The organism is Streptomyces sp. 7R007, assembly GCF_054850255.1.
In genome coordinates, this window is record NZ_JBTWMV010000058.1 from 1 (window position 1) to 18,700 (window position 18,700).

Genomic DNA, 18,700 nt, shown 5'->3' on the forward strand with positions numbered 1-18,700 from the left:
ACTGCTTCGACCCATAGATGACACCTACACTCCGGAGCACTGTGAACGGCAGCTCCGAAGGAGGAACCGCGTGCTGCTGATCCCTCAAAGGCCCTGCCTCTACTGCCGTCTTTCGTATGCGCCAGACGGCTCCCTGGAGAAGGTCGAGCGCCAGGAGGAAGACGGCCGCGCCACTGGCGTGCGGCTGGGCTGGCCCGACTTCTGCTGCGTCTACGTCGACAACAGCCGCAGCGCCTGGCAGCGCAACCGGAAGCGGCCCGACTGGGACCGGATGCTCCTCACGCTCGACCGCGACAGCGGCCGACTCATTTCTTCAGACCCGAAGGCGAATCACCACCACGACGGGATCATGACCTATCACGGCGACCGGCTCATCCGGCAGCCGTACGACCTGGAGCTGCTGCTCAACATCGCGGACACGCGGCACATACCCCTGGCGTCCGTCTCCGGTGTGAGGGACCTCAGCAATGCCGATGACCGGTTCATCCTGCGCATCGAGGCGGCGTCGGCTTGCCGCGAGGTGGACGAACTCTCCCGCCGCCGCAAGCGCGGCTACAAGGCCGACGTCGTCAAGCGCGGCAAGAGCCAGCAAGGAGGCAGGCGCCCGTACGGCTGGGGAGCCCCCACAGGCAGGTTCAAGACCAAGAGCGACCCGGACACGGGTGAAACGCAGGTCGTGGAGATCCTCGACTACAACAAGACGGTGCCGGAAGAGGCCAAAAACCTGGCGGACGTCGCCGACAAGATCCTGGCTGGGCTGTCCATGGCCGGCGCGCTGCGTTGGATGAACGAGCGGTCGACGACCACCGAGGGCAACCCCTGGTCCTCGCGGGTTCTGTGGTCGGCGCTGACCTCGCCGCGCATCGCGGGCCTGATCGCAATCGACGGAGTGCTGCACAAGGCAGTGTGGAAGCCGGTCATCTCCGAAGAGAAGCGCCAGGCCCTGATCGCCCTCCACGAGCAGCGGCGCAAGACAGCACCCAATCCGGGCCCTGGGCGCGTGCACCTGCTCCCCGGAGTCCTGGTATGCGGACGCTGCCAAAGCAGGTCGTGGCGTAGCAAGCCCATGGGCGGCAAGGGCCGCAATACGCGGCCCGGGTACAACGGCTACCGCGTCTACCACTGCAAGGACTGCAATCTTGCGCGCAACGTCGAACACCTGGACGCATACGTCACTGGGCGGGTGCTGAGGCTGCTGAACTCGAAGCGGTTCCTTCGCGAGTTCCAGGCCGCTGTCGCCGAGGGCCGGCCGGGCGCGGGAGCCGAGATCATCGCGCTGGAAGCGCGCAAGAAGGACACCGAGCAGAAGCTCAAGGCTCTGGCCGACCACCCGGACTTCGATCCGGCCGTGGCCATGCTGTCGCTGGCTTCCTTCGATCGGAAGATCGACGAGCTGCGGAACTCGCTGGCGCTGACCTCTCGCCAGCGAGCGATCGGCCGCGTCATCGGGATCAGCCGCGAGGTCTGGGAGGCAGAGCCCGTCGACACGCGGCACGAGGTGGTGGCCGCTCTCTTCGATGTCGAGGTGAGGCCCAGTCTCCGCCGCGGCCCCGGATTCGACCCGGACAGCGTGGCGCTGCACCGGAAGTCGCTCGGGGCCGAGACGGAGGGCGGTTCACAGGCCAAGGCACAGCTGCAACTCCAGCAGAGTGCGGACATCCACGCATAGGTCGATCAGTGCCGGAGACCGACCGGACGGCGTCACCGAAGCAGCCGGTGCAGAGGACTGCGGCGGCCCCGTGGGCGACGAACTTGACGCCGATGAGCTGGCGCCGCCGGTCGGCGCCGTTGACGTCGCCCCGCCGACGCTCGGGTGAGGCGCTGCGGGAAGTGCTGCGGAAAATGACACGCCAGAGGACATCGCCTGGTCGCTATCTCCGCCTGTGCCGCCGCCTTCCGGAGGACCGGTGGTCGACGCCGGAGCCTCGCCCGGCGGCCCGTTCGTACGGGGCGCGGGTGAAGCGGTCGCCGAGCCTGAGGGGCCCGGCGTCGGGATGCCGGGCGGAGGCCCCTCGCCGCTGTGGGGCGGCGCCGCACCGCCCCACAGGGTCACGATGAGGGCCACCGCGCCGGCTGCCGCTGCAACGGCCATGCCGCCGGCCACCACTAGTTGCGGGTGACTGTGGCGGGCGTTGCGCAGCTTGGCCAGGGCGGCGGCCAGTCCGCCGCCGATGTACAGAGCAAGGTGGCGCTTACGCCGGACCGGCTCACTCCTGGGCGGTTCTAACGACCTGGGAGCTGCCCGGAGTCCGATCTCTTGCAGAATTCTTTCGCTGTCGCGCTCGACGCGTAGCACTGTGAGCTGCCAGCTGAGTTGCCTCAGCCGCCGGAAGAGCAACCACACGACAAGAGCAAGTGCGCCGAGTGCGCCCGCGAGAATGAAACCGATCATTCCCATCCCCTACGAGCAGCACACGGTTGAAATGGATGTGCGGTGCAGGTGTTGAGAATGCGTCAGTTTTTGACGTTGTCAGACGCATATATGCCGATCGTGATCGATCCGTGACCGAGCTCTAGGTAAGCCCTTACGAGGCGCTACGACCAGGCACTTGACGAGGTGTCGAGTCCTCGGCCGGTTCCTCTCGGCCGTCCTGAGCTTCGATCTTCGCGGCCAGAGTGCGCAACAGCAGCGCCTTCTCGGCGGCGCTGCGCGGCTTCTCGTCCAGCGCGTTGAGGATGACCTTCTGCTGCCATTCCTCCAGCTCAGCCAGGGGAGCCGCTTCCGGCGCCGGAGTTGGGGCCGGCGCCTTGGCCCGCTCCATCTCCCGCAGGACCTCGGCCGCATCCTCCCGGCCGGCGGCCGCGAGCCGCTCCGAGCCGACGCCCACGACCCAGGCCATGTGGGCGAGGGTGATGTGCGGCGCGATCACCTGGCTGTTGGAGTCTTTCCGGTAGCCCTTCTCGATCTGTCGCCATCGGCTGCCGCTGAACTTGATCTCCATGCGTGCCGCCGCCGCCTCCGGACTCAGTCCCGAGGCCTCGCGCGCGAGGCGGATGAGCGTCGCCTCCGGCGGTGGGGGTGTCGCCGGTGCTCCCATGACCGTCTGCCCCTGCTCTCTCGGCTCTCCGTGTTGGACTTTCTTGGACTGTACCGGACCTGGTGTTCCCCCTGGCTAGGGCTCCACACACAACCTCCACAGTTGGACGATCCGAGTACGAGAGCGGACGGCAATGTCAAAGAAAGTGCGAGTTACTGATCAGTAGAGCTTGTACTGTCAGATTGAGTCACATACTGTCTTTGACATGAGAACCCCAGTGGATCCCCGGCGACTCACGCGACGCAGGGTGGAAGCGGGACTGAGCCAGAACGCTCTCGCCCGGGAGGTCGGCGTCACCAAGCAGTTGGTGAGCGCTGTCTCCCTCGGCAAGGCGAACTTCTCCCCCGAGACGCTGGCCAAGGTTGCCAAAGTCCTGAAGTGCGAGATCGCCGACCTGCTGCCGGACGACGACGAAGAGTTCCATGCTCTGACCCAGAGGCCGGCGTGATGTCCGCGCGGATCTGCCGCACGGCTGACGAGGCCTTCGACGCCGGCTGGAACGCGTCTTGCGACCACGGCGCCGACCCCGCCAGCTGCCTGGCCTGCGGGCTCACCGACAGTGAAATCGCACGCGTCGTGACCCTGCTCAGCGGCCTCCGCCTGGCTCTGGCGGGCCGTGAAGCCGCCTGATGCGCGCCCTCATCGACGTCGTCTGCCGCTGGGTGTGCGAGGCATGCAAGCACCGCAACCCCGCCTGGCGGATGTCCTGCCGCCGCTGCCGCACCGGCCGCCCGCTCGGCTCCTGAACGTACTGAGGGCCCGCCGTCGCCCCGGCGAGCCCTCGGCCCACCAGCCCATCACCTTGACACGAACCGAGGTGGACCCGATGCCCTCCAGCATCGCACACAACAACCCCGCCGATCGTGACGAGGCCGCCCTCGTACTGCGGCTCGTGGATACGGCGCCCACGTTCGCGCCGCCCCTCGACATCGCCCGCGACAACGCCCGCCGCGTTCTTGAAGAGGCCAACGCGCTCGACCTCGACACCGCCACCGTCGGCGAGGTCTACGGCCAGCGCGGCGCCCTTCAGGAGAGCCTCCGCCAGATCCTGGCCGCGCTCGATACCGAGGACGCCCGCCATGCCTGAGCCGCTCAGCAACGAATACCTCAAGCAGACGCAGCAGATCGTCGCTGCGGTCCCCAACGGCCCCTGGGACGCGGTCACCAACGACTACGGCCTGCCGGACGCGGTCGGGCCCATCTCCTACCTGGAGACGGCCTCGGGCCACGACCAGGTCCCCGTCATCCGGTTCATCAGCCACGCCCGGGAGGCCCTGCCCCGCTACGTCGGTGAGGTCTGCCGCCAGCAGGACCTCATCAAGGAACTCACGCGCCGCATCCACGCCCTGGAGAACAGCAAGGGCGGTGCAGGCCATGGGCGGTGACGACCTGGCGTTCCCGTGGGCTCGCACGTACGACGCCGACCAGCTGGCCGCGTTCATCGACGACCTGTGGGGTGCCGCCGGCGGCGGTGACGACCTCGCCACCCTGGACGCGATCGAGAAGGTCATCGCCGAGCACCGGCCGGAGCGCGACGCGTCTGACGAGAGGGGCGCGCCCCCATGCCCGCTCAGCCCCTGGCACCTACGGCTCCTGACGCGTATCGCCAACGGCGACACCCACGTCGACGCGGCCCGCAAACTCGGCATCAAGACGAACACCATCCGCGTCGCCGTGTCCCGGATCTACGAGCGGATCGGCGCCAGGAACGCGGCACACGCGGTGGTCATCGCCCTTAGCCGCGGATGGCTGCCCGCCGAGTCGATCGAACTGCCGCTGCCTCAGGAAACGGAGCGCAGGAGTCCGAGCGCCTGGAAACGCCTGTACCGGCAGTGCGCGGCTGACCTGCGCGCAACTCCCGGAGCCTGGCGTGCCATCAGCGCTTACCAGAGCCGGGACGGCGCGCGGCGGGCCGCGGACCGCATGTGCAAGGGCCTCATGGACGACTTCGAGCCCGCCGGCGCGTTCGAAGCGACCGCCAGCGTGGAGAACGGCCAGTGGGTCGTCCGCGCCCGCTATATCGGCATTCCCAACCAGCCTGCAGAGAAGGCGTCATGACCATCGACATGCCTACCCGGCGCCTGGAGTACCGGCCCACCGCCGTCATCGACACCAGCGAGCAGGTGAAGGTGCTGCTGGAGCACTTCGCGAAGCAATGGCCGGACTACCAGCCCGTCGTGCACAAGACGCTCGGCTACTACGGCGTCGTCCGCGACGACACCCCCGCCAACATGCTGTTCACGTTCGACGGTAAGCCCGGCCGGATCTGCATCGGCCCGGACGGCGAGACCTGGGTGTCTGTCGTGTGGGAGCCCGCCTCTACGTTCCCGGTGCGCGCCTGGGTGCCCGCCAGCCTCCTCCAGACCAGCAAGCGGAGGTACTGATGCGGTACGCCGTCATCACCCCGGCCGGTGAACTGGCCCACCACGACAGCCAGCTCCACTGGGACACCGTCATCGGCCCCGAGGGCAAGGCCCGCATTCACCTGCCCAGGCTCACCGTCGCGGGCTGGGCGAACGACGTCAGCCTGCTCTACCCCAAGCGCTACCCGCGCAACGTCGTCGGCTCCTGCGTGCTCGCCGCCCTGGGCGCCAACGTGCAGCCGTACGCCGGCCCGATCGTCTTCACTGGCTGGAACCCGGACAACACCGCGCGCGGCCTGCTAGAGATCGAGCCGCTGCCGCAGCCCGTCGAAACCCTCGACACGGTACACGGGGACGTCCTGAAGGCCCTCGCTGGGCAGACACCCCGCGCGCTGTCCGAGTCCTGGGCCGAGCAGATGCGGGAGATCGCCGATCACGTGCGCACCGCTCCCACACCCGGCGTCACCGTGCGGACGGTGACGCTGCGATGACCACCCGCCCGGCGTCAACGCCGACTGCCGCCGCCTTCCCTGACCGGGCCGCCGCAGAGGCCAAGGTGAAAGAGGGGCATCGTGCCGCCCCCGCGACTCCGCCTGCGCCGGGCGGGATCCCGACCGCCCGCCGCACGTCAACGTCACCCTCCGCGGACTCGCGACACGCGGGCCAGGGAGCGAAGGCAGGAGAGGAATCCCCGAACACTCCGGTGACCCTGCCTGCGTGTGGCGGGCCCCAAGCCACCCGTTCCGCGTCAACGTCACCTGCTACCGCATCGAGCACGGCCGCGGCGGGATCGAAGGCGGAAGAGGGGCGCGCTGAATCCGCCCCCGAGACATCGCCTGCGCGGAACGGGTCCCAGACCGCTCGCCCGAAGTCAAAGCCACCCGCCGGCGCCCGCAGCGCCGCGACGGGAGCCAAGGCCGGAGAGGAGCCGCAGGCAAGACCGGTTCCGAAGACCCGACCTGCTCCGGGCGAGCACCCGACGGCCGGGCCGAAGGACTCCGTCGTCCACGCCTTCGGCCCGGCATCCACCACTCCGAATCACCCCAGCCTGGAGAACCGATGAGCTCCCCCGAGGACGCGCAGGAAGCGCAGGCCGAAGAGGCCATGGCGCAGGCGCTCAACGCGCTCGGCTTCCGCACCATGACGACGGAGCAGTGGAGCCGTCAGGGAGCCCTCGACGCCATCCGCGAGCAGCGGCGCCGCAACACCAACGACCCGCGCGTCCGCAAGCTCGAAGAGGTGTGCTCCACACTCGCCGACCGCCTCACCCACCACGTGGACGTACCGGCGGCGGACATGGCCACCGTGCTGCTCGTGGCCGGCGCCTCCGTGGGGGAGCTCGCCATCGTGCACGGTCTGCCCGGCGTGGTCGTCTCGGAAATCTTCCAGGTCACCGCCGCAGAGCTGGACGAGCGCGCACGCGGTGGTGAGCAGTCGTGAGCACGCCCCGCATCCTCGGCCTGGATCTTTCCCTCACCGCCACGGGCATCTGCTTGCCCGACGGCACCACCCGGACGATCAAGACGAACCCGAAGGACGGCGACCGCCGCCTCCAGTACATCGTCCGAGACATCGGCATCGCCCTGGATGAGCACGAGTTCGGCGACTCCAGCGACCTCGTGGTCATGGAGGAAGCCCCGCCCGGGCTGAAAGGGCCAGCAATCAAGGCCATCCACATGGTGCACGGCGCGGTCCGTCTCCGGCTGCTCGACTACGACACGCCCTTCGCCGTGATCAACCCGACGGTGCTCAAGGCGTACGCCACCGGCAGCACGCAGGCCGACAAGACCGCCATGGCCATGGCCGCGTACAAGCGCACCGGCTGCGAGTTCGACGACGACAACCAGTGCGACGCCTGGTGGCTGCGCAACGCCGGCCTCGACTGGAGCGGCTGCCCCGAGTTCGTCCTGCCCGCCGCCCAGCGCGAACGGCTGAGCAAGGCCTCCTGGCCCGTCCCGAAAGGCAACCCGTCGTGACCCAGCTCAAGTTCGACGCCAAGGTCAGTGCGTCGGCACAGGAAGCGCTGGAGCCGCACGTGCGGCCCGTGTACGCCGTGCCCGCCTCGCGCCGTCTGTTCATCGGCGAGTTCGCCGCGATTGAGCGGACCGAGCCCGCGCCCGGGTCGGAGAAGGAGGCGTCGGTCAAGGTCCGCATCGTCGCCCTGGAGCTCCCCAACGAGGCCCAGGAAGGCTACGTCCGTGAGGCGCTGCGATACCTACACCTCCAGCGCACCGCACGCGGAACCCTCGACGACGACGGCCAGCTCGAACTGGACGAGTCCACGCTGCGCCTGACGGGCGGCCAGCTCGCCTACCTGGAGACCGCCCGCCTGCGCGCCGGCCTCAACCACTGGGCGCAGTACGCCCGGCGCGTCCTGCACACGCCGAACCTCACCGTCACTGAGGCCATGCACGAGATGAAGACCGTCGCCGACGGGCTGGCCGCCACGCTCGACGGCGCCCGCGGAGACGACGACTCCTGACGCCTGTCACCCGCTCCTGACCGAACTCCGCCAGCCCTGAAGGGAGGTGACCCCCATGCCTCAACGCGTCCGCGTACCCCTGCGCGTGATCGTCGGCTCGTACGCCGACTCCACCGTCAGCGTATACGTGAAGATCGCTGCCCTGGACCGCAAGAGCACCGGCTGCGAGGCGGGGGTCGCCTACCTCTCCAGCCTGCTGGGCCTGGCGCGCTCCACGGTCGAACGGGCGCTGACGCAGCTGATGCGGCCTGCGCCGGACGACGACGTAGTGGAGCTGATGAGCCAGCGGCGCACGCGCCAAGGCGGCGACGGCTGGACGGCAGTGCGCCGCATCCGCGCCACCCACCCGCAGCGTGAGCACGGTGCTTGGGTGCCGTCGCGCGCCGCCGAATCCCTCAGCCCGCGCCAACTGCGCTGCTACGCGGCCCTGGCGTACGCCACCGCGACCGGCACGCACGCCACGCTCGCCGAGCTGGCGCGCGTCCTGCGCCACCGCTCCGGGCAGAAGGCCGGCCAGCCCCTCGATGTGCGCTCCGTGCGCCGCATCCTGCGCGAGCTGGAGCGGCTCGGCTGGATCACGGTGGGGCGGCGCGCCGGGTATCGCGGCCGTCACGTCTACACGGTGCACGATGAGCCCCTCCAGGCCGTGCTCACTGCGGACTCTGGAGAGGGATCGGGTGGGGATCTTGGTGAGGGATCGCTACAAGAGGATCACCACCAGACTGACTCACCGGATGATCAACCACCCACTGCCGTCTTCGACATCCGCCGTAGGCGAGTGCAGGTAGTAGCGCGAGGGCCTGTGGAAAACTCTCCGCTTCCGCGGGCCTTCGCCCGCCCGTACACCGGGCCCGGGCTGAGCCTCGCTCCGCGGATCTGGCGAATCCTCGAACCGGTGAAGCCGCTGCTTGCGGGCCTGTCGCCGTACGTCGTACGCGAGCTGGCACGGGAGATCGGCCGCCAGCTCGACGAGGGCCAGGAGCCCGAGCGGCTGCGCGCGCGGCTGGAATTCCGCTTTGCGTCCACGGAGCAGATCCGCGACCCGGGGCGGTGGCTGCTCGGCGCCGCCGTGGTGCGGCGTGGCTGCGGGCTCGTCGCCTGCGAGTCCGGCCGGAACTGGCACACCGGCGCCCGCTGCGACGTGTGCGCCGACCTCGCGGCCGACGGGCAGCGCCCCCAGAGCCGGCCGCCCGGCCCGCGGCGCCCCGGCTACCCACGGCCGCCCGGGCGCTGGCACGAGTGCGAGGGCTGCCGCGCCCCGTCCCGCCAGCCGCTCCCCGGCGGCGTGTGCCGAGCCTGCCGGCCGCCCAGCCCGGCCGACCTGCTGGAGAGGTGGCAGCGGTGACCGACCCCGACGTGCCCCGCCCGGCAACCGGCCAGCTGCTCACGCTCGCCGCCGCCTGCCGGCCGGACTGGTCCATCGACGAACTGCGCGACGTCCTCGCCCAGGCCCGCCCCGACATGACCTGGGGCCGCGTCCTGGTCGCGGTCGCTCAGCTGATCGCCGACCCGGAAGCCGAGCCACCCGACCTGCTCGCTGCACGACCCGAGCCGTGGCGCCACCACCGGCGCCCGCCCGGCCCCGAGACCTACGCCCGCGGAGCCGCCGCCGCACGCGCGGCCCTGAATCCGACACCCGAATCCGACTGTTCCTGAAGGGAGGCGATGGCGATGACCGCAACCGTGCACATCGCCCGTCGCACCACCCCACCCCAGCTGGTCAGCAGCCTGCGAGCACGCTGGGCCGCCTTCCAACTGAGGCACTTCCGCACCGTCCAGGCCGCGTACTTCACACAGCTGCACGACGCGCTGCCCCTGGACGACCCGGACCGGCATGCGCTGGAGACGCCCGCCCTTGAGGACGCCTTCGCGCAGCTGGCCGCCGACCACCCGACGGCCGTCACCCCCGCCGACGGCGGCGACCAGGCGCGCGCGGCCGACCGCGAGCAGATGCTGCTCGCCGTGTGCGACCGCTGGTTCCGCGAGGCCCACCCGGCGCCGGACCACCGCTGGTCACCGGAGGTCCTCACCGCCTACCAGCGGCTCATGGACGACGTGCGCGGCTGCTTCCAGCCCGGCGGTGCGGCATGAGCGCCAAGACCACCGAGTTCCAGGCGGACGCCGACTTGCGGTCCAGGCTGCACCAGCAGCTGTACACGCTGTTCGGCCGCCGCGTGAAGGAAGTCCGCATCACCCGCGTCACCTGGCCGGAGGGCAAGCGGTGGGTGGCCATGGTCATCGGCGTCCACGGCAGGGAAATGCCCGTCCGCGAAAAGGGCCTGCACAACAACGCCGCGGCCGTCCTGCGCGAGGCCTTCCCGCACGCCAACTGGTCGCGTGCCCAGGACTACGACGTCGCCAGCGGCGTCCTGCGCGAGCACGTCGTACGGCAGCCCGCCGCCCCGCGAGGTGAACCCTCGTGAGCCGCAACGAGCAGCGCAGAGCCGACCACCAGCACGCCGCCGACCAGGCTCGGCAGATGCCCGGCCGCTGGGTCCTCGCCGGCACGTACGGGTCCACGCAGAGCGCGACCGGAATGGCCCACCAGGTCCGCACCGGCAAAAGTGTGCCCGCCTACCGCCCGGCCGGCGCCTTCGAGCCCCATGTCGACCTCACCGACGACGGCGCCGACCTGTACGTGCGCTACCTCGGCGAGCCCACCGAAGGGACCGCCACCTGATGCGCACCTACGACGAAGCCGTCAAGAACGCCCGCGACGAGCACACCTTCTCCAACAGCTCCCAGTGGGAGGTCTGGTCGGCGAAGAACTGCGACCGCTGCATCCACGACAAGCCCGCCCGCCAGGGCGACCCGGCGCAAGGCTGCCCGCTCATCCTCATCGCCCTGGCCGGCAAGAGGCCTGCCGAGTGGCTGACGCAGACACCGGAGCAGGACGTCTACGCCGACTACACCTGCACCGAATTCCGCGACGAGAACAACCCCGACGCCGAACCGCGGCCCCTGCCGACGCCGGACGGGCAGGGCGAGCTGCTGCCCCGCGAACCGTACGAGGGCCACCGCATGCTCACCCCGCTCACCGCGGCGGACCGCGCGGCCGGCGACTTCCACCAGTCCATCGCGGACGGCCTGACCGAGGACCTCGACGCCTTCTCCCGCCGCCTCGGAACGGCCACCACCGACACCTCCCGGAGACCTCGATGACCGCCCCCAGCATCGTCCGCCGCTGCCGCACGTGGCTCAGCGACGTCCAGGCCAACAAGCTGCGCACTCAGCTTGCCGAGGAACGCGACAGGAACCGGCGCCTGGAGCAGCGAGTCGCGGAGCTCCAGGCCGCGAACGAGGGCGCCTACCACGAGCAGTCCATCGCCAGCGGCAACCCCTGCCTCAAGGCCAACTGCTCGCTGTGCGGCCGCACCCAGAAGGCGGCCACCGCGTGATCGGCTACGTGCTCCTCACCCTCGGCACCACCGGCACGGCTGGCGTCCTGTACGCCGTGGCCCCGGCCGGCCGCGGCGCCCACCGGTACGTCGTGCCCCGCTCCGTGCTGCGCGCCCAGGCCGCCCGGAAGGACGCACAGATCGAGGAGCTGGCCTGCAAGATGATCGGCCTCGCCGCCGAGCTGGACGGCGCCTATGACGAGCTGCGCAGCGCCCTCACCGGCAAGGAAGCGGCCGAACAGCGCGTCACCGAGCTGGAAGAACAGCTGAAGGCCTTCGACCAGCTGTGCGCCGACAACATGCAGCTGCGCGCCGACCTCGCCAACGCGACCGCCATGCGCCAGCTGCTGCCCGGCCCTTCGCCGGCCGACGACGCGAGCGCCCTCCCGGACCACGTCCAGGAGTTCGCCGACGTCACAGCCACCGCCTGGCGGGCGGAGGCTGCGCGATGAGGGAGTACTACCGCGACGATCAGGCGACGCTGCTGCTGGGCGACGCCCTGGACGTCCTGCGTGAGCTGCCGGACGGTTCGGTCGACTGCATCGTCACCTCGCCGCCGTACTACGGGCTGCGTGACTACGGCATGACCGGCCAGTACGGGCTGGAGGCCTCACCGTCCGAATACGTCGGCACGATGCGCGCCGTCTTCGGCGAGGCCCGGCGCGTTCTCGCCGACGACGGGACGCTGTGGCTGAACCTGGGCGACTCCTACGGGTCAGCGCCTGAGCAGCGCAGCCGAAGCGGCATCAAGCCGCGCTCGTCACGGCGCAGGGACGGCGCGCCCGTCGCGGCACCTCGCGACGCCGTACGAGGGCGGCGCAAGAGCCTACTGATGATCCCGGAACGCGTCTGCCTGGCCCTATGCGACGACGGATGGATCCTCCGCAACAAGATCGTGTGGCGGAAGACCAACTGCATGCCTGAGCGGGTCGAGGACCGGTTCAGCGGACGCCACGAGGCTGTCTACCTGCTCGTCTCACAGGAGCGGTACTGGTTCGATCTCAACCCGCTCCGGGAGAAGAAGAACGACGGCATCACCTGGGAACAGCGCAAGGCCGCAGGCGCACCGGGATGGCACGGCCTGGCTGGTCACAGCGCCGTTGAAACCGTGCCGAGTCTTGCTTCCCACCCGCTCGGCGCCAACCCCGGCGACGTGTGGTCTCTGCCCACGGCCCGCTCGCCCGACGCCCACTTCGCCGTCATGCCGCTGGAACTGGCCCGCCGGTGCATCACGGCTGGATGCCGGCCAGGGGGCATTGTCCTCGACCCCTTCTCCGGCTCCGGCACCACGGGCGACGCGGCCCGCAATCTCGGCCGCCACTACGTCGGCATCGACATCAAGCCCGCCTACCACGACCTCGCCATCAAGCGGTTCGCGCAGACAGTCCTCGACTTCACCGCGAGCTGACCAAGACCCGTCCGCCGCCGGGTGACACCGGCCCCGGCGGCGGACGGCATCACCCGAAGAACGAGATGACCCATGCACCTGGAGAACTGCCCCGTCTGCGGCAATCCGCACCCCTGCCTGTGCGGCAGCCCCGGCCAGACGCCCCCCGTAACCCCCACCTGGAGCACATCGTGAAGAAGAAGCCCACCCGCATCACCGGCCGGCTGAGCACGACCGCGTTCATCGACGTCGTAGCCGCCGACCTCGACATCCCGACCGACGAGGCGCACAGGACCGTGACGGCCGTGTTCGACGCGATCGCCCGCGCCGCCGCCTCCGGACACGACGTCGCTATCACGAACTTCGGCACCTGGTTCGCCTACCGCACCAAGCCGCGCAAGGCCCGCAACCCGCAGACCGGCGAGCCGGTGTCGGTACCCGCACACCCCGCGGTCCGCTTCCGCGTGGCCCCGGCGCTGGCCGCCGCCGTGCGCCGCCGCGACCGCCGGTTCAGCATCCGCAAGGCCGCCAAGGGCACCGCCGGAGGCACCAAGTGACCACCACCCTGCCCGCGCCGCCGCCCCGGATCGCGCGCCTGCCCCGCGACCGCCACGGCCGGCCGATCCCGTGGTTCGTGGACCACGTGGACGGCGAGCCGGACTTCCGCGTCGCCGACACCCGCAAGCTGCACAACGCGATCGTCTTCCGCTGCTGCTGGCTGTGCGGCCACACCCTCCGCAACACCATCCTCGGCCTGGCCGCCACCCAGTACGCCTACGTCATCGGGCCGATGTGCGCCGTCAACCGGGTCAGCTCAGAACCGCCCGCGCACCGCGACTGCGCCCTCTACGCGGCGCAGGCATGCCCGTTCCTGACCACGCCCGGCATGCGCCGGCGCCCCATCGACGTCCCCGACCTGGTGAAGCCGGACGGCGAGATGATCCTGCGTAACCCCGGTGTCGCCCTCGTATGGGTGACGAACGCCTGGCGCATGATCCCCGGGCAGCAGCTGTTCGACGTTGGAGACCCCGCCGAGACCCTGTGGTTCCGCGAGGGCCGCCCCGCGACCCGCGGCGAGGTCCTGGCCGCGATCGACTCCGGCATGCCGATCCTGCGCCAGGCCGCCGACAAGGACAGCGACCCGAAAGCCGCGCAGGCACACCTCGACCGGCAGTACCACCGCGCCCTGGCGCTGCTGCCCACCCTGACGGCCGCGGAGTGAGCCATGGGCAACTACACCGGATCCGTCCCCGACACCGCGGGCCGCCGCCTCGACTGGATGGCGCGCATGGCCTGCCGCGACGAGGACCCCGACCTGTTCTTCGACAAGACCAAGATCTACGAGGCGCGTGTCGTGTGCGTGGTGCGCTGCCCCGTCCGCACGCAGTGTCTGGCCAACGTGAAAGAGACCGAGCGAGGGATCACCCGCTCCGACCGCGACGGCATCGTGGCCGGCCTCGCACACCACGAGCGCCACCGCCTCGACCCGCACGTGCGCCGCAGCGACGACGACACCCCGCTGCTGGAACTGACCGGCGACGAGCCGTGCGGCAGCCACGATGCCCTGCTGGGCCACCTGTGGCGCGGCGAACGCGTCGACCCGGACTGCTGGAGCGCGGAGATCCGCCGCGACCGCCTCGACCGCGTCACCGCGGCGGCTAGGCGGCGCAAGGCCACGTCGCAGCAGGGGAAGCCGCCCGGCGGCCTCAAAAACGCGTCATGAGCCCGCAGGCCGGACTGTTCACCTGCCCGTACGGCGGCTGCGACGCCTTCGGCTACTGCCCCTGCGCGGAAGCGGACCCGGACGACCCAGGCCGCGTCCGCGACATCGACACCCTCCCGCCGATCGACACCTACGAACCCACGCAAGGATCCTGATGCCCACCCTCGGCTTCACCGCACTCGGCGTCGCCGCCCTCGCCGTGGTCGTGCTCCTGTGCGGTGCCCGCGACTCGTGGTTCTTCAGCCTGCTGTCCCTGGCCTGGCTCATCCAAGGGGCCAGTGAGGCCTACCAGGAACACCGGACCCGCACCCTCGGCTGCCTCCTCGCCGGGGCCTTCCTCGTGGGCGCCGCCTTCCGTGCCCTCCTCATCCGGCGAGCCCCTGCAGGAGGTGGCACCTGATGGCGCTCCTGACCACCCGCCAGATCCTCCTTGTCGGCGCGGCCGGCGGTCTGACCGTCCTGGTCGGCCTGATCGCATCCGCACTGATCGGCGCGGCACTGCACACCGTCATCTCCCGCGCCATCACGGCGATCTCCGCCCGCCGCGAGCGGGCCCGCGTCCTGGAGAAGGCACGCCAGCAGCTCACCACGTTCACCACCATCGACGACCTCAAGGACTAGACCCGTGTACACCGGACTCGCTCACACCGGCGTCGGCGCCGCCATCCTCACCGTGGCCGCCGTCATCACCACCCTCGCCGGCCTCATCACCAAGCGCGCGGCCAAGCGCGGCGCCCACCGCCGCGGAGGCAACCAGTGAGCCTCACCGTCACCGTGCTGGTCCCCGCCCACAACGAGGCGGCCACCATCACCAGATGTATAGCCGCGGTGCGCGCCAGCACCTACCCCGTACAGCAGATCGTCGTGGTCGCTGACGCCTGCACCGACAACACCGCCCAGCTCGCCCGCGACGCCGGCGCCGATATCGTCCTGGAGACCCACTTCGAGGACAAGGCCGCCGCGCAGAACGCCGCCCTGTGGGACATCACCACCGACCTCGTGATCGGCTTCGACGGCGACACTTGGCCCGCCCCGGACTGCATCCGCCTCATGGTCGAGCACATCGAACGCGACGGCCTGGACGCCACCTGCTCCACGATCCTCCCCGCCCAGGGCGTTGTCGTCCCCTACACCAAGCCCGGCTTCCTCGGCCGCGCGCAAGCCGCGTTCTTCACCCGCTCCCGCCGCTTCGCCTACGCCCTCGGCCGCCGCTGGTGGCGACTGTGCCAGGCCAAGGTCGGCCGCATCCAGGTCCTCACCGGCGCCTGCTACACCTTCCGCACGAAGGCCATCCAGGACATCGGCGGCTTCCCCAACGGGCTCATCACCGCCGACATGGACGCCACCTGGGCCCTGCACGCTGCCGACTACAAGCTCGAATACACCGGCGATGCCCTCGCCTACACGCTCGACCCCGAGGACTTCACCACGTACCGCAACCAGATGCGGCGCTGGAGCAGCGGCTACTACCAGAACATGGCCAAGCACCGCCGCCAGCTGCGGAACTGGCGCAGCCTGCTCGTCGTCGGCGGCGCCATCTTCGACCTCGTCAGCCTGTTCCTCACGGAGGGGTACCTGATCTGGTCCGCGGCCACGAGAACAAACGATTCTCTGCTGCAGGCCTTCATGTTCTGGACGGCCGTGCACACGGTGGTGTCGATGGGCCTCGTTGCCTCCGTCGTCGGCCTCAAGGAGGCCGCCCTCGGCGTCGTCCCGTACACGCTGGTCAACTACTACAACAAGTGGCTGTACTTGTGTGCGTTCGTCCGCGAGTGGATCCTCGGCCGCCACTACGCGAGTTGGACCGGCCGGCAGGGCCGCAAGACCGTCATCACCCCGATGACGCTGCGGCGCCGCTGGGTCCTCGGACACAGCGCGGTCGTACTCGGCGCGGCCACCATGCTCGCCGGCGGCCACCTCGGTAGCACGTCCATCTTGGCCACCGGAGCCGCGGCCACCATCGCCATCCCGCTCGCCCTCGTGCCCTGGCGCGGCACGGGCAAGCGGCGGGCGCCGCGCGGCACCGAAGCAGTCCCCACCAGCGCAGCGGCCACGGTCGTCGACACCAACACAGTGGAGCTGCCCAGGATCCGCGTCGCGAAGCTGCTCGACCCCGACACCGAGACCACGCTCACAACGTCCATCCCGCGCCAGCGCGCCGCCGCGCCCCAGGCTGAGAGGACGGCATGATGCGAGCCGACGACCTGACCCGCGAACTCGGCAAAGCCCTCGAAGCCCTGCGGTGGACGAAAAGGCACCTCACCGCAGTCAACGAGGGCAACGCCGCCCTGCACTGCAACGAGCGCGTCTTCTACAGCCCGCTCACCACCCAGGTCCACGAAGCCGTTCTCTCACTGGAGCGAGTCACCGCCGACCTCGACAGCGACACCCCGAACGAACCACGCCCCGACGGCTGGGCAGAGCAACGCCGCGAGTTCGCCGCCGACGTCATCGAGGCATTCGACGTGCCTGGCTGGGTGGGAGGCCCGGAGACAGAGCGCGAGGTCCTGCGCCGGCAGCTCTCCCGGGCGATCGAGTCCGTCCAGGACGGCCACGCCGCACCTGTCGAGGTCGGCGACGAGCGGATTGTCGCCGCCGTCATGCCGATCGTCGACAAGGTCCTGGTGAACCGCAACCGTGCCCGGGCTGCAGCCGGACGGGCGTACCAGCTCGCCGACCGGTGGCGGGCCGCCCACGGGTCGTCGATGTTCCTCGTACGGGCCGCCGGTGCGGAACTGCGCGACGCCTTGGACGACGAAGCCGAGCCAGATCACGACTGGCATCACCCGACACCGCTGTCCGGCCTCGTGTGCCGTCGCTGCGACCTTGCGCACAAGTTCTGGTCGGGCGAGGTCTGCATCGCGGACCGGTCCGTGGAATTGTTGGCCGCTGCGGAGTGCTCCGCGCAGTACTACAAGGCCAATGCCGGCCCGCGGCGCCAATGCATCCGCGCTGCCCAGCACCGCGGCGACCACGTCGACGAGCACGGCTTCCACTGGTCCGACACTGTGGCCGTGTACCCGGTCATCGACGGTAAGCCGAACTGTGGGCGAGCCAGCGCGAGCAGCTGCACGAACCCGGATCACGCCTGCGCAATCTGCGGCGAATGCGTGCACCAACACCCGGGAGAGGGCGGCTGCTACGACACCAGCCAGACCCCACCCGACCAGGGCCCGCTGACCCGCATTGAGGTACGGGACCCGTGCCCGTACTGCGAGGACTGCCCGCTCATCCCGCGCACCCTGATGGACGAGCACGTCCGCGAGCACCACCCGGACGTCACCCTGGCCAGTCGCGAGAATGGCGCCCCCGCAGCAGCGGCCGAGCCCGCAACGTGTGACGCATACCGGCCGCCCACTTCCCCCCAAGACGCCGGGCTCTGCGCTCGCTGCGGCATGTTCGACTACAAGCACCGGGCTGCCACGGCGACCGAGGCCGCGCTGATCGAGGCGCAGCAGCTCATCAGCATGCTGGGGGAACTCATCGGGGCTGAGCGTCGCATCGTGATGACCGCCATGGGCCACCGCGAGGACCTGAACGTGCGCACCGATGCCTGCTCCCGCTGCGGCCGGGATCACATGGCCGAACTGGAGAAGGAGATCCTGGCCGCCGACAGGGCGTACGCCGAAGCCTTCCCGGCCACCGCCGGCGGCCCGGCACGCCCCGGACGCCTTCCCGACGACGCCCCACGCACCCCACGCCAGCGCGCCTACGAGGCCGTGAAGGCGTACATCGACAGCCTCGGCGACCGCCTGCCGACCACCAGGTCCGCGCGCACCGCGCAGATCTGGCTCGCCGTCAACCGGGCCCTCGAAGCCGCCGGCCACGCCACTGACCCCGAAGCGCAGTGCCGACTCCCGCACGAGATGGAGGCCTGACCATGGCGCCGAAGTCACAGCCCACCGCTGAGCAACTGGAGCAGCTACGCGACCAGCTGCGCGCCGAGATCCGCGAGGGCCGTGAGACTCTCAAAGACCTGCACGCCGCCATCAAAGAGGCGCGCGCGCTCGCCCCGCAGCTCGTCGGCGCCATGCTCACCGAAGAGGTTAGCAAGCAGCTGGAGGTGCTGAGCGAGCGGACCGAGAAGGCCATGGACCACAGCGTGGCCCGGGTCATTGCCAAGTTCGACGAGCTGTTCAGAGTGATCACCGGCCAGGACCACGCCTCACGCCGCGCCGGGAAGCCGTCCATCCCCGAGCTGATCGAGGACCACGCCCGGAACGAGGTCATCGTCCACGTCCGCCCGGACCCGTCGCACGTCGCCGCCGCAATCCGCGATGTACGCCGTTACGGCCCGGGGAGGTGATGA

The 18,700-nt window shown here is 70.3% G+C and carries 31 protein-coding genes; 30 read left to right on the forward strand and 1 reads right to left on the reverse strand.

Annotation, left to right across the window (positions count from 1 at the left end; all coding sequences use genetic code 11):
* The first annotated feature begins 70 nt into the window (after positions 1–70).
* A complete protein-coding gene (locus ACYF6T_RS38850; protein ID WP_461702615.1) occupies positions 71–1,669 on the forward strand; it encodes a recombinase family protein in 1,599 nt (532 codons plus the stop codon).
* Between the two features lie 856 nt (positions 1,670–2,525).
* Here the strand turns inward: ACYF6T_RS38850 and ACYF6T_RS38855 are convergent.
* Positions 2,526–2,942 carry a hypothetical protein gene (locus ACYF6T_RS38855; protein ID WP_461702617.1) on the reverse strand — a complete coding sequence of 139 codons (417 nt, stop codon included), beginning with the start codon at positions 2,940–2,942 and terminating at the stop codon, positions 2,526–2,528.
* A 301-nt stretch (positions 2,943–3,243) separates the two neighbouring features.
* On the opposite strand from ACYF6T_RS38855, the gene ACYF6T_RS38860 reads away from it, so the two are divergent.
* The 29 genes from ACYF6T_RS38860 to ACYF6T_RS39000 all read left to right on the forward strand — a co-directional run bounded on the left by ACYF6T_RS38860 (position 3,244) and on the right by ACYF6T_RS39000 (position 18,697).
* Positions 3,244–3,486 (forward strand): helix-turn-helix transcriptional regulator, encoded by a 243-nt coding sequence (locus tag ACYF6T_RS38860; RefSeq protein WP_461702618.1) that lies wholly within the window; start codon positions 3,244–3,246, stop codon positions 3,484–3,486.
* A complete protein-coding gene (locus ACYF6T_RS38865; protein WP_461702620.1) occupies positions 3,486–3,668 on the forward strand; it encodes a hypothetical protein in 183 nt (60 codons plus the stop codon). The genes ACYF6T_RS38860 and ACYF6T_RS38865 overlap by 1 nt, the downstream gene beginning before the upstream one ends.
* A gap of 196 nt (positions 3,669–3,864) precedes the next feature.
* Complete coding sequence (locus tag ACYF6T_RS38870; protein ID WP_461702621.1) at positions 3,865–4,125, forward strand: hypothetical protein; 261 nt, start codon at positions 3,865–3,867, stop codon at positions 4,123–4,125.
* Complete coding sequence (locus tag ACYF6T_RS38875) at positions 4,118–4,423, forward strand: hypothetical protein (RefSeq protein ID WP_461702623.1); 306 nt, start codon at positions 4,118–4,120, stop codon at positions 4,421–4,423. Before ACYF6T_RS38870 ends, ACYF6T_RS38875 begins: the two co-directional genes overlap by 8 nt.
* Entirely contained in the window at positions 4,413–5,096 is a 684-nt protein-coding gene (locus ACYF6T_RS38880) for a helix-turn-helix transcriptional regulator (protein WP_461702625.1), read from the forward strand. Before ACYF6T_RS38875 ends, ACYF6T_RS38880 begins: the two co-directional genes overlap by 11 nt.
* Entirely contained in the window at positions 5,093–5,422 is a 330-nt protein-coding gene (locus ACYF6T_RS38885) for a hypothetical protein (RefSeq protein WP_461702627.1), read from the forward strand. The genes ACYF6T_RS38880 and ACYF6T_RS38885 overlap by 4 nt, the downstream gene beginning before the upstream one ends.
* On the forward strand, positions 5,422–5,892 hold the full coding sequence (locus tag ACYF6T_RS38890; protein WP_461702629.1) for a hypothetical protein: 471 nt from the start codon (positions 5,422–5,424) through the stop codon (positions 5,890–5,892). The genes ACYF6T_RS38885 and ACYF6T_RS38890 overlap by 1 nt, the downstream gene beginning before the upstream one ends.
* Before the next feature lie 568 nt (positions 5,893–6,460).
* The gene (locus ACYF6T_RS38895; protein ID WP_461702630.1) at positions 6,461–6,841 is read left to right on the forward strand and encodes a hypothetical protein; all 381 of its coding nucleotides are present in this window, start codon (positions 6,461–6,463) and stop codon (positions 6,839–6,841) included.
* Positions 6,838–7,377, forward strand: coding sequence for a RuvC family protein (locus ACYF6T_RS38900; protein ID WP_461702631.1), 540 nt, complete (start codon positions 6,838–6,840; stop codon positions 7,375–7,377). Before ACYF6T_RS38895 ends, ACYF6T_RS38900 begins: the two co-directional genes overlap by 4 nt.
* Positions 7,374–7,883, forward strand: a complete 510-nt coding sequence (locus ACYF6T_RS38905; RefSeq protein WP_461702632.1) for a hypothetical protein — start codon at positions 7,374–7,376, stop codon at positions 7,881–7,883. Before ACYF6T_RS38900 ends, ACYF6T_RS38905 begins: the two co-directional genes overlap by 4 nt.
* 55 nt (positions 7,884–7,938) lie before the next feature.
* A complete protein-coding gene (locus tag ACYF6T_RS38910) occupies positions 7,939–9,228 on the forward strand; it encodes a hypothetical protein (RefSeq protein WP_461702633.1) in 1,290 nt (429 codons plus the stop codon).
* On the forward strand, positions 9,225–9,539 hold the full coding sequence (locus ACYF6T_RS38915; RefSeq protein ID WP_461702634.1) for a hypothetical protein: 315 nt from the start codon (positions 9,225–9,227) through the stop codon (positions 9,537–9,539). Before ACYF6T_RS38910 ends, ACYF6T_RS38915 begins: the two co-directional genes overlap by 4 nt.
* A gap of 15 nt (positions 9,540–9,554) precedes the next feature.
* Complete coding sequence (locus tag ACYF6T_RS38920) at positions 9,555–9,974, forward strand: hypothetical protein (RefSeq protein ID WP_461702636.1); 420 nt, start codon at positions 9,555–9,557, stop codon at positions 9,972–9,974.
* Complete coding sequence (locus ACYF6T_RS38925; RefSeq protein ID WP_461702637.1) at positions 9,971–10,306, forward strand: hypothetical protein; 336 nt, start codon at positions 9,971–9,973, stop codon at positions 10,304–10,306. The genes ACYF6T_RS38920 and ACYF6T_RS38925 overlap by 4 nt, the downstream gene beginning before the upstream one ends.
* Positions 10,303–10,563, forward strand: a complete 261-nt coding sequence (locus ACYF6T_RS38930) for a hypothetical protein (RefSeq protein ID WP_461702639.1) — start codon at positions 10,303–10,305, stop codon at positions 10,561–10,563. Before ACYF6T_RS38925 ends, ACYF6T_RS38930 begins: the two co-directional genes overlap by 4 nt.
* Positions 10,563–11,045 (forward strand): hypothetical protein, encoded by a 483-nt coding sequence (locus tag ACYF6T_RS38935; protein WP_461702640.1) that lies wholly within the window; start codon positions 10,563–10,565, stop codon positions 11,043–11,045. Before ACYF6T_RS38930 ends, ACYF6T_RS38935 begins: the two co-directional genes overlap by 1 nt.
* Positions 11,042–11,281: a hypothetical protein gene (locus tag ACYF6T_RS38940; protein ID WP_461702642.1), complete on the forward strand. Its 240-nt coding sequence runs from the start codon at positions 11,042–11,044 to the stop codon at positions 11,279–11,281. Before ACYF6T_RS38935 ends, ACYF6T_RS38940 begins: the two co-directional genes overlap by 4 nt.
* Complete coding sequence (locus ACYF6T_RS38945; RefSeq protein ID WP_461702643.1) at positions 11,278–11,733, forward strand: hypothetical protein; 456 nt, start codon at positions 11,278–11,280, stop codon at positions 11,731–11,733. The genes ACYF6T_RS38940 and ACYF6T_RS38945 overlap by 4 nt, the downstream gene beginning before the upstream one ends.
* Positions 11,730–12,689, forward strand: a complete 960-nt coding sequence (locus ACYF6T_RS38950; RefSeq protein ID WP_461702645.1) for a DNA-methyltransferase — start codon at positions 11,730–11,732, stop codon at positions 12,687–12,689. The genes ACYF6T_RS38945 and ACYF6T_RS38950 overlap by 4 nt, the downstream gene beginning before the upstream one ends.
* Before the next feature lie 170 nt (positions 12,690–12,859).
* On the forward strand, positions 12,860–13,225 hold the full coding sequence (locus tag ACYF6T_RS38955; protein ID WP_461702646.1) for an HU family DNA-binding protein: 366 nt from the start codon (positions 12,860–12,862) through the stop codon (positions 13,223–13,225).
* Entirely contained in the window at positions 13,222–13,890 is a 669-nt protein-coding gene (locus ACYF6T_RS38960) for a hypothetical protein (RefSeq protein ID WP_461702647.1), read from the forward strand. Before ACYF6T_RS38955 ends, ACYF6T_RS38960 begins: the two co-directional genes overlap by 4 nt.
* 3 nt (positions 13,891–13,893) lie before the next feature.
* The gene (locus ACYF6T_RS38965) at positions 13,894–14,391 is read left to right on the forward strand and encodes a WhiB family transcriptional regulator (protein WP_461702648.1); all 498 of its coding nucleotides are present in this window, start codon (positions 13,894–13,896) and stop codon (positions 14,389–14,391) included.
* Entirely contained in the window at positions 14,388–14,546 is a 159-nt protein-coding gene (locus ACYF6T_RS38970) for a hypothetical protein (protein WP_461702649.1), read from the forward strand. The genes ACYF6T_RS38965 and ACYF6T_RS38970 overlap by 4 nt, the downstream gene beginning before the upstream one ends.
* Positions 14,546–14,791 (forward strand): hypothetical protein, encoded by a 246-nt coding sequence (locus ACYF6T_RS38975; protein ID WP_461702651.1) that lies wholly within the window; start codon positions 14,546–14,548, stop codon positions 14,789–14,791. The genes ACYF6T_RS38970 and ACYF6T_RS38975 overlap by 1 nt, the downstream gene beginning before the upstream one ends.
* Positions 14,791–15,012, forward strand: coding sequence for a hypothetical protein (locus tag ACYF6T_RS38980; RefSeq protein WP_461702652.1), 222 nt, complete (start codon positions 14,791–14,793; stop codon positions 15,010–15,012). The genes ACYF6T_RS38975 and ACYF6T_RS38980 overlap by 1 nt, the downstream gene beginning before the upstream one ends.
* Positions 15,013–15,016: 4 nt before the next feature.
* A complete protein-coding gene (locus ACYF6T_RS38985; protein ID WP_461702653.1) occupies positions 15,017–15,151 on the forward strand; it encodes a hypothetical protein in 135 nt (44 codons plus the stop codon).
* Positions 15,148–16,581 (forward strand): glycosyltransferase family 2 protein, encoded by a 1,434-nt coding sequence (locus tag ACYF6T_RS38990; RefSeq protein ID WP_461702655.1) that lies wholly within the window; start codon positions 15,148–15,150, stop codon positions 16,579–16,581. Before ACYF6T_RS38985 ends, ACYF6T_RS38990 begins: the two co-directional genes overlap by 4 nt.
* Positions 16,578–18,269 carry a hypothetical protein gene (locus ACYF6T_RS38995; protein WP_461702657.1) on the forward strand — a complete coding sequence of 564 codons (1,692 nt, stop codon included), beginning with the start codon at positions 16,578–16,580 and terminating at the stop codon, positions 18,267–18,269. The genes ACYF6T_RS38990 and ACYF6T_RS38995 overlap by 4 nt, the downstream gene beginning before the upstream one ends.
* A 2-nt stretch (positions 18,270–18,271) precedes the next feature.
* The gene (locus ACYF6T_RS39000) at positions 18,272–18,697 is read left to right on the forward strand and encodes a DASH complex subunit DAD2 (RefSeq protein ID WP_461702658.1); all 426 of its coding nucleotides are present in this window, start codon (positions 18,272–18,274) and stop codon (positions 18,695–18,697) included.
* Positions 18,698–18,700: the final 3 nt, after the last annotated feature.

Coding starts and splice junctions, on each gene's coding strand:
- ACYF6T_RS38855 (WP_461702617.1), bottom strand. CDS start 2,942: ATGGAGATCAAGTTCAGCGGCAGCCGATGGCGACAGATCGAGAAGGGC.
- ACYF6T_RS38860 (WP_461702618.1), top strand. CDS start 3,244: ATGAGAACCCCAGTGGATCCCCGGCGACTCACGCGACGCAGGGTGGAA.
- ACYF6T_RS38865 (WP_461702620.1), top strand. CDS start 3,486: ATGTCCGCGCGGATCTGCCGCACGGCTGACGAGGCCTTCGACGCCGGC.
- ACYF6T_RS38870 (WP_461702621.1), top strand. CDS start 3,865: ATGCCCTCCAGCATCGCACACAACAACCCCGCCGATCGTGACGAGGCC.
- ACYF6T_RS38875 (WP_461702623.1), top strand. CDS start 4,118: ATGCCTGAGCCGCTCAGCAACGAATACCTCAAGCAGACGCAGCAGATC.
- ACYF6T_RS38880 (WP_461702625.1), top strand. CDS start 4,413: ATGGGCGGTGACGACCTGGCGTTCCCGTGGGCTCGCACGTACGACGCC.
- ACYF6T_RS38885 (WP_461702627.1), top strand. CDS start 5,093: ATGACCATCGACATGCCTACCCGGCGCCTGGAGTACCGGCCCACCGCC.
- ACYF6T_RS38890 (WP_461702629.1), top strand. CDS start 5,422: ATGCGGTACGCCGTCATCACCCCGGCCGGTGAACTGGCCCACCACGAC.
- ACYF6T_RS38895 (WP_461702630.1), top strand. CDS start 6,461: ATGAGCTCCCCCGAGGACGCGCAGGAAGCGCAGGCCGAAGAGGCCATG.
- ACYF6T_RS38910 (WP_461702633.1), top strand. CDS start 7,939: ATGCCTCAACGCGTCCGCGTACCCCTGCGCGTGATCGTCGGCTCGTAC.
- ACYF6T_RS38920 (WP_461702636.1), top strand. CDS start 9,555: ATGACCGCAACCGTGCACATCGCCCGTCGCACCACCCCACCCCAGCTG.
- ACYF6T_RS38925 (WP_461702637.1), top strand. CDS start 9,971: ATGAGCGCCAAGACCACCGAGTTCCAGGCGGACGCCGACTTGCGGTCC.
- ACYF6T_RS38935 (WP_461702640.1), top strand. CDS start 10,563: ATGCGCACCTACGACGAAGCCGTCAAGAACGCCCGCGACGAGCACACC.
- ACYF6T_RS38940 (WP_461702642.1), top strand. CDS start 11,042: ATGACCGCCCCCAGCATCGTCCGCCGCTGCCGCACGTGGCTCAGCGAC.
- ACYF6T_RS38950 (WP_461702645.1), top strand. CDS start 11,730: ATGAGGGAGTACTACCGCGACGATCAGGCGACGCTGCTGCTGGGCGAC.
- ACYF6T_RS38965 (WP_461702648.1), top strand. CDS start 13,894: ATGGGCAACTACACCGGATCCGTCCCCGACACCGCGGGCCGCCGCCTC.
- ACYF6T_RS38970 (WP_461702649.1), top strand. CDS start 14,388: ATGAGCCCGCAGGCCGGACTGTTCACCTGCCCGTACGGCGGCTGCGAC.
- ACYF6T_RS38975 (WP_461702651.1), top strand. CDS start 14,546: ATGCCCACCCTCGGCTTCACCGCACTCGGCGTCGCCGCCCTCGCCGTG.
- ACYF6T_RS38980 (WP_461702652.1), top strand. CDS start 14,791: ATGGCGCTCCTGACCACCCGCCAGATCCTCCTTGTCGGCGCGGCCGGC.
- ACYF6T_RS38995 (WP_461702657.1), top strand. CDS start 16,578: ATGATGCGAGCCGACGACCTGACCCGCGAACTCGGCAAAGCCCTCGAA.
- ACYF6T_RS39000 (WP_461702658.1), top strand. CDS start 18,272: ATGGCGCCGAAGTCACAGCCCACCGCTGAGCAACTGGAGCAGCTACGC.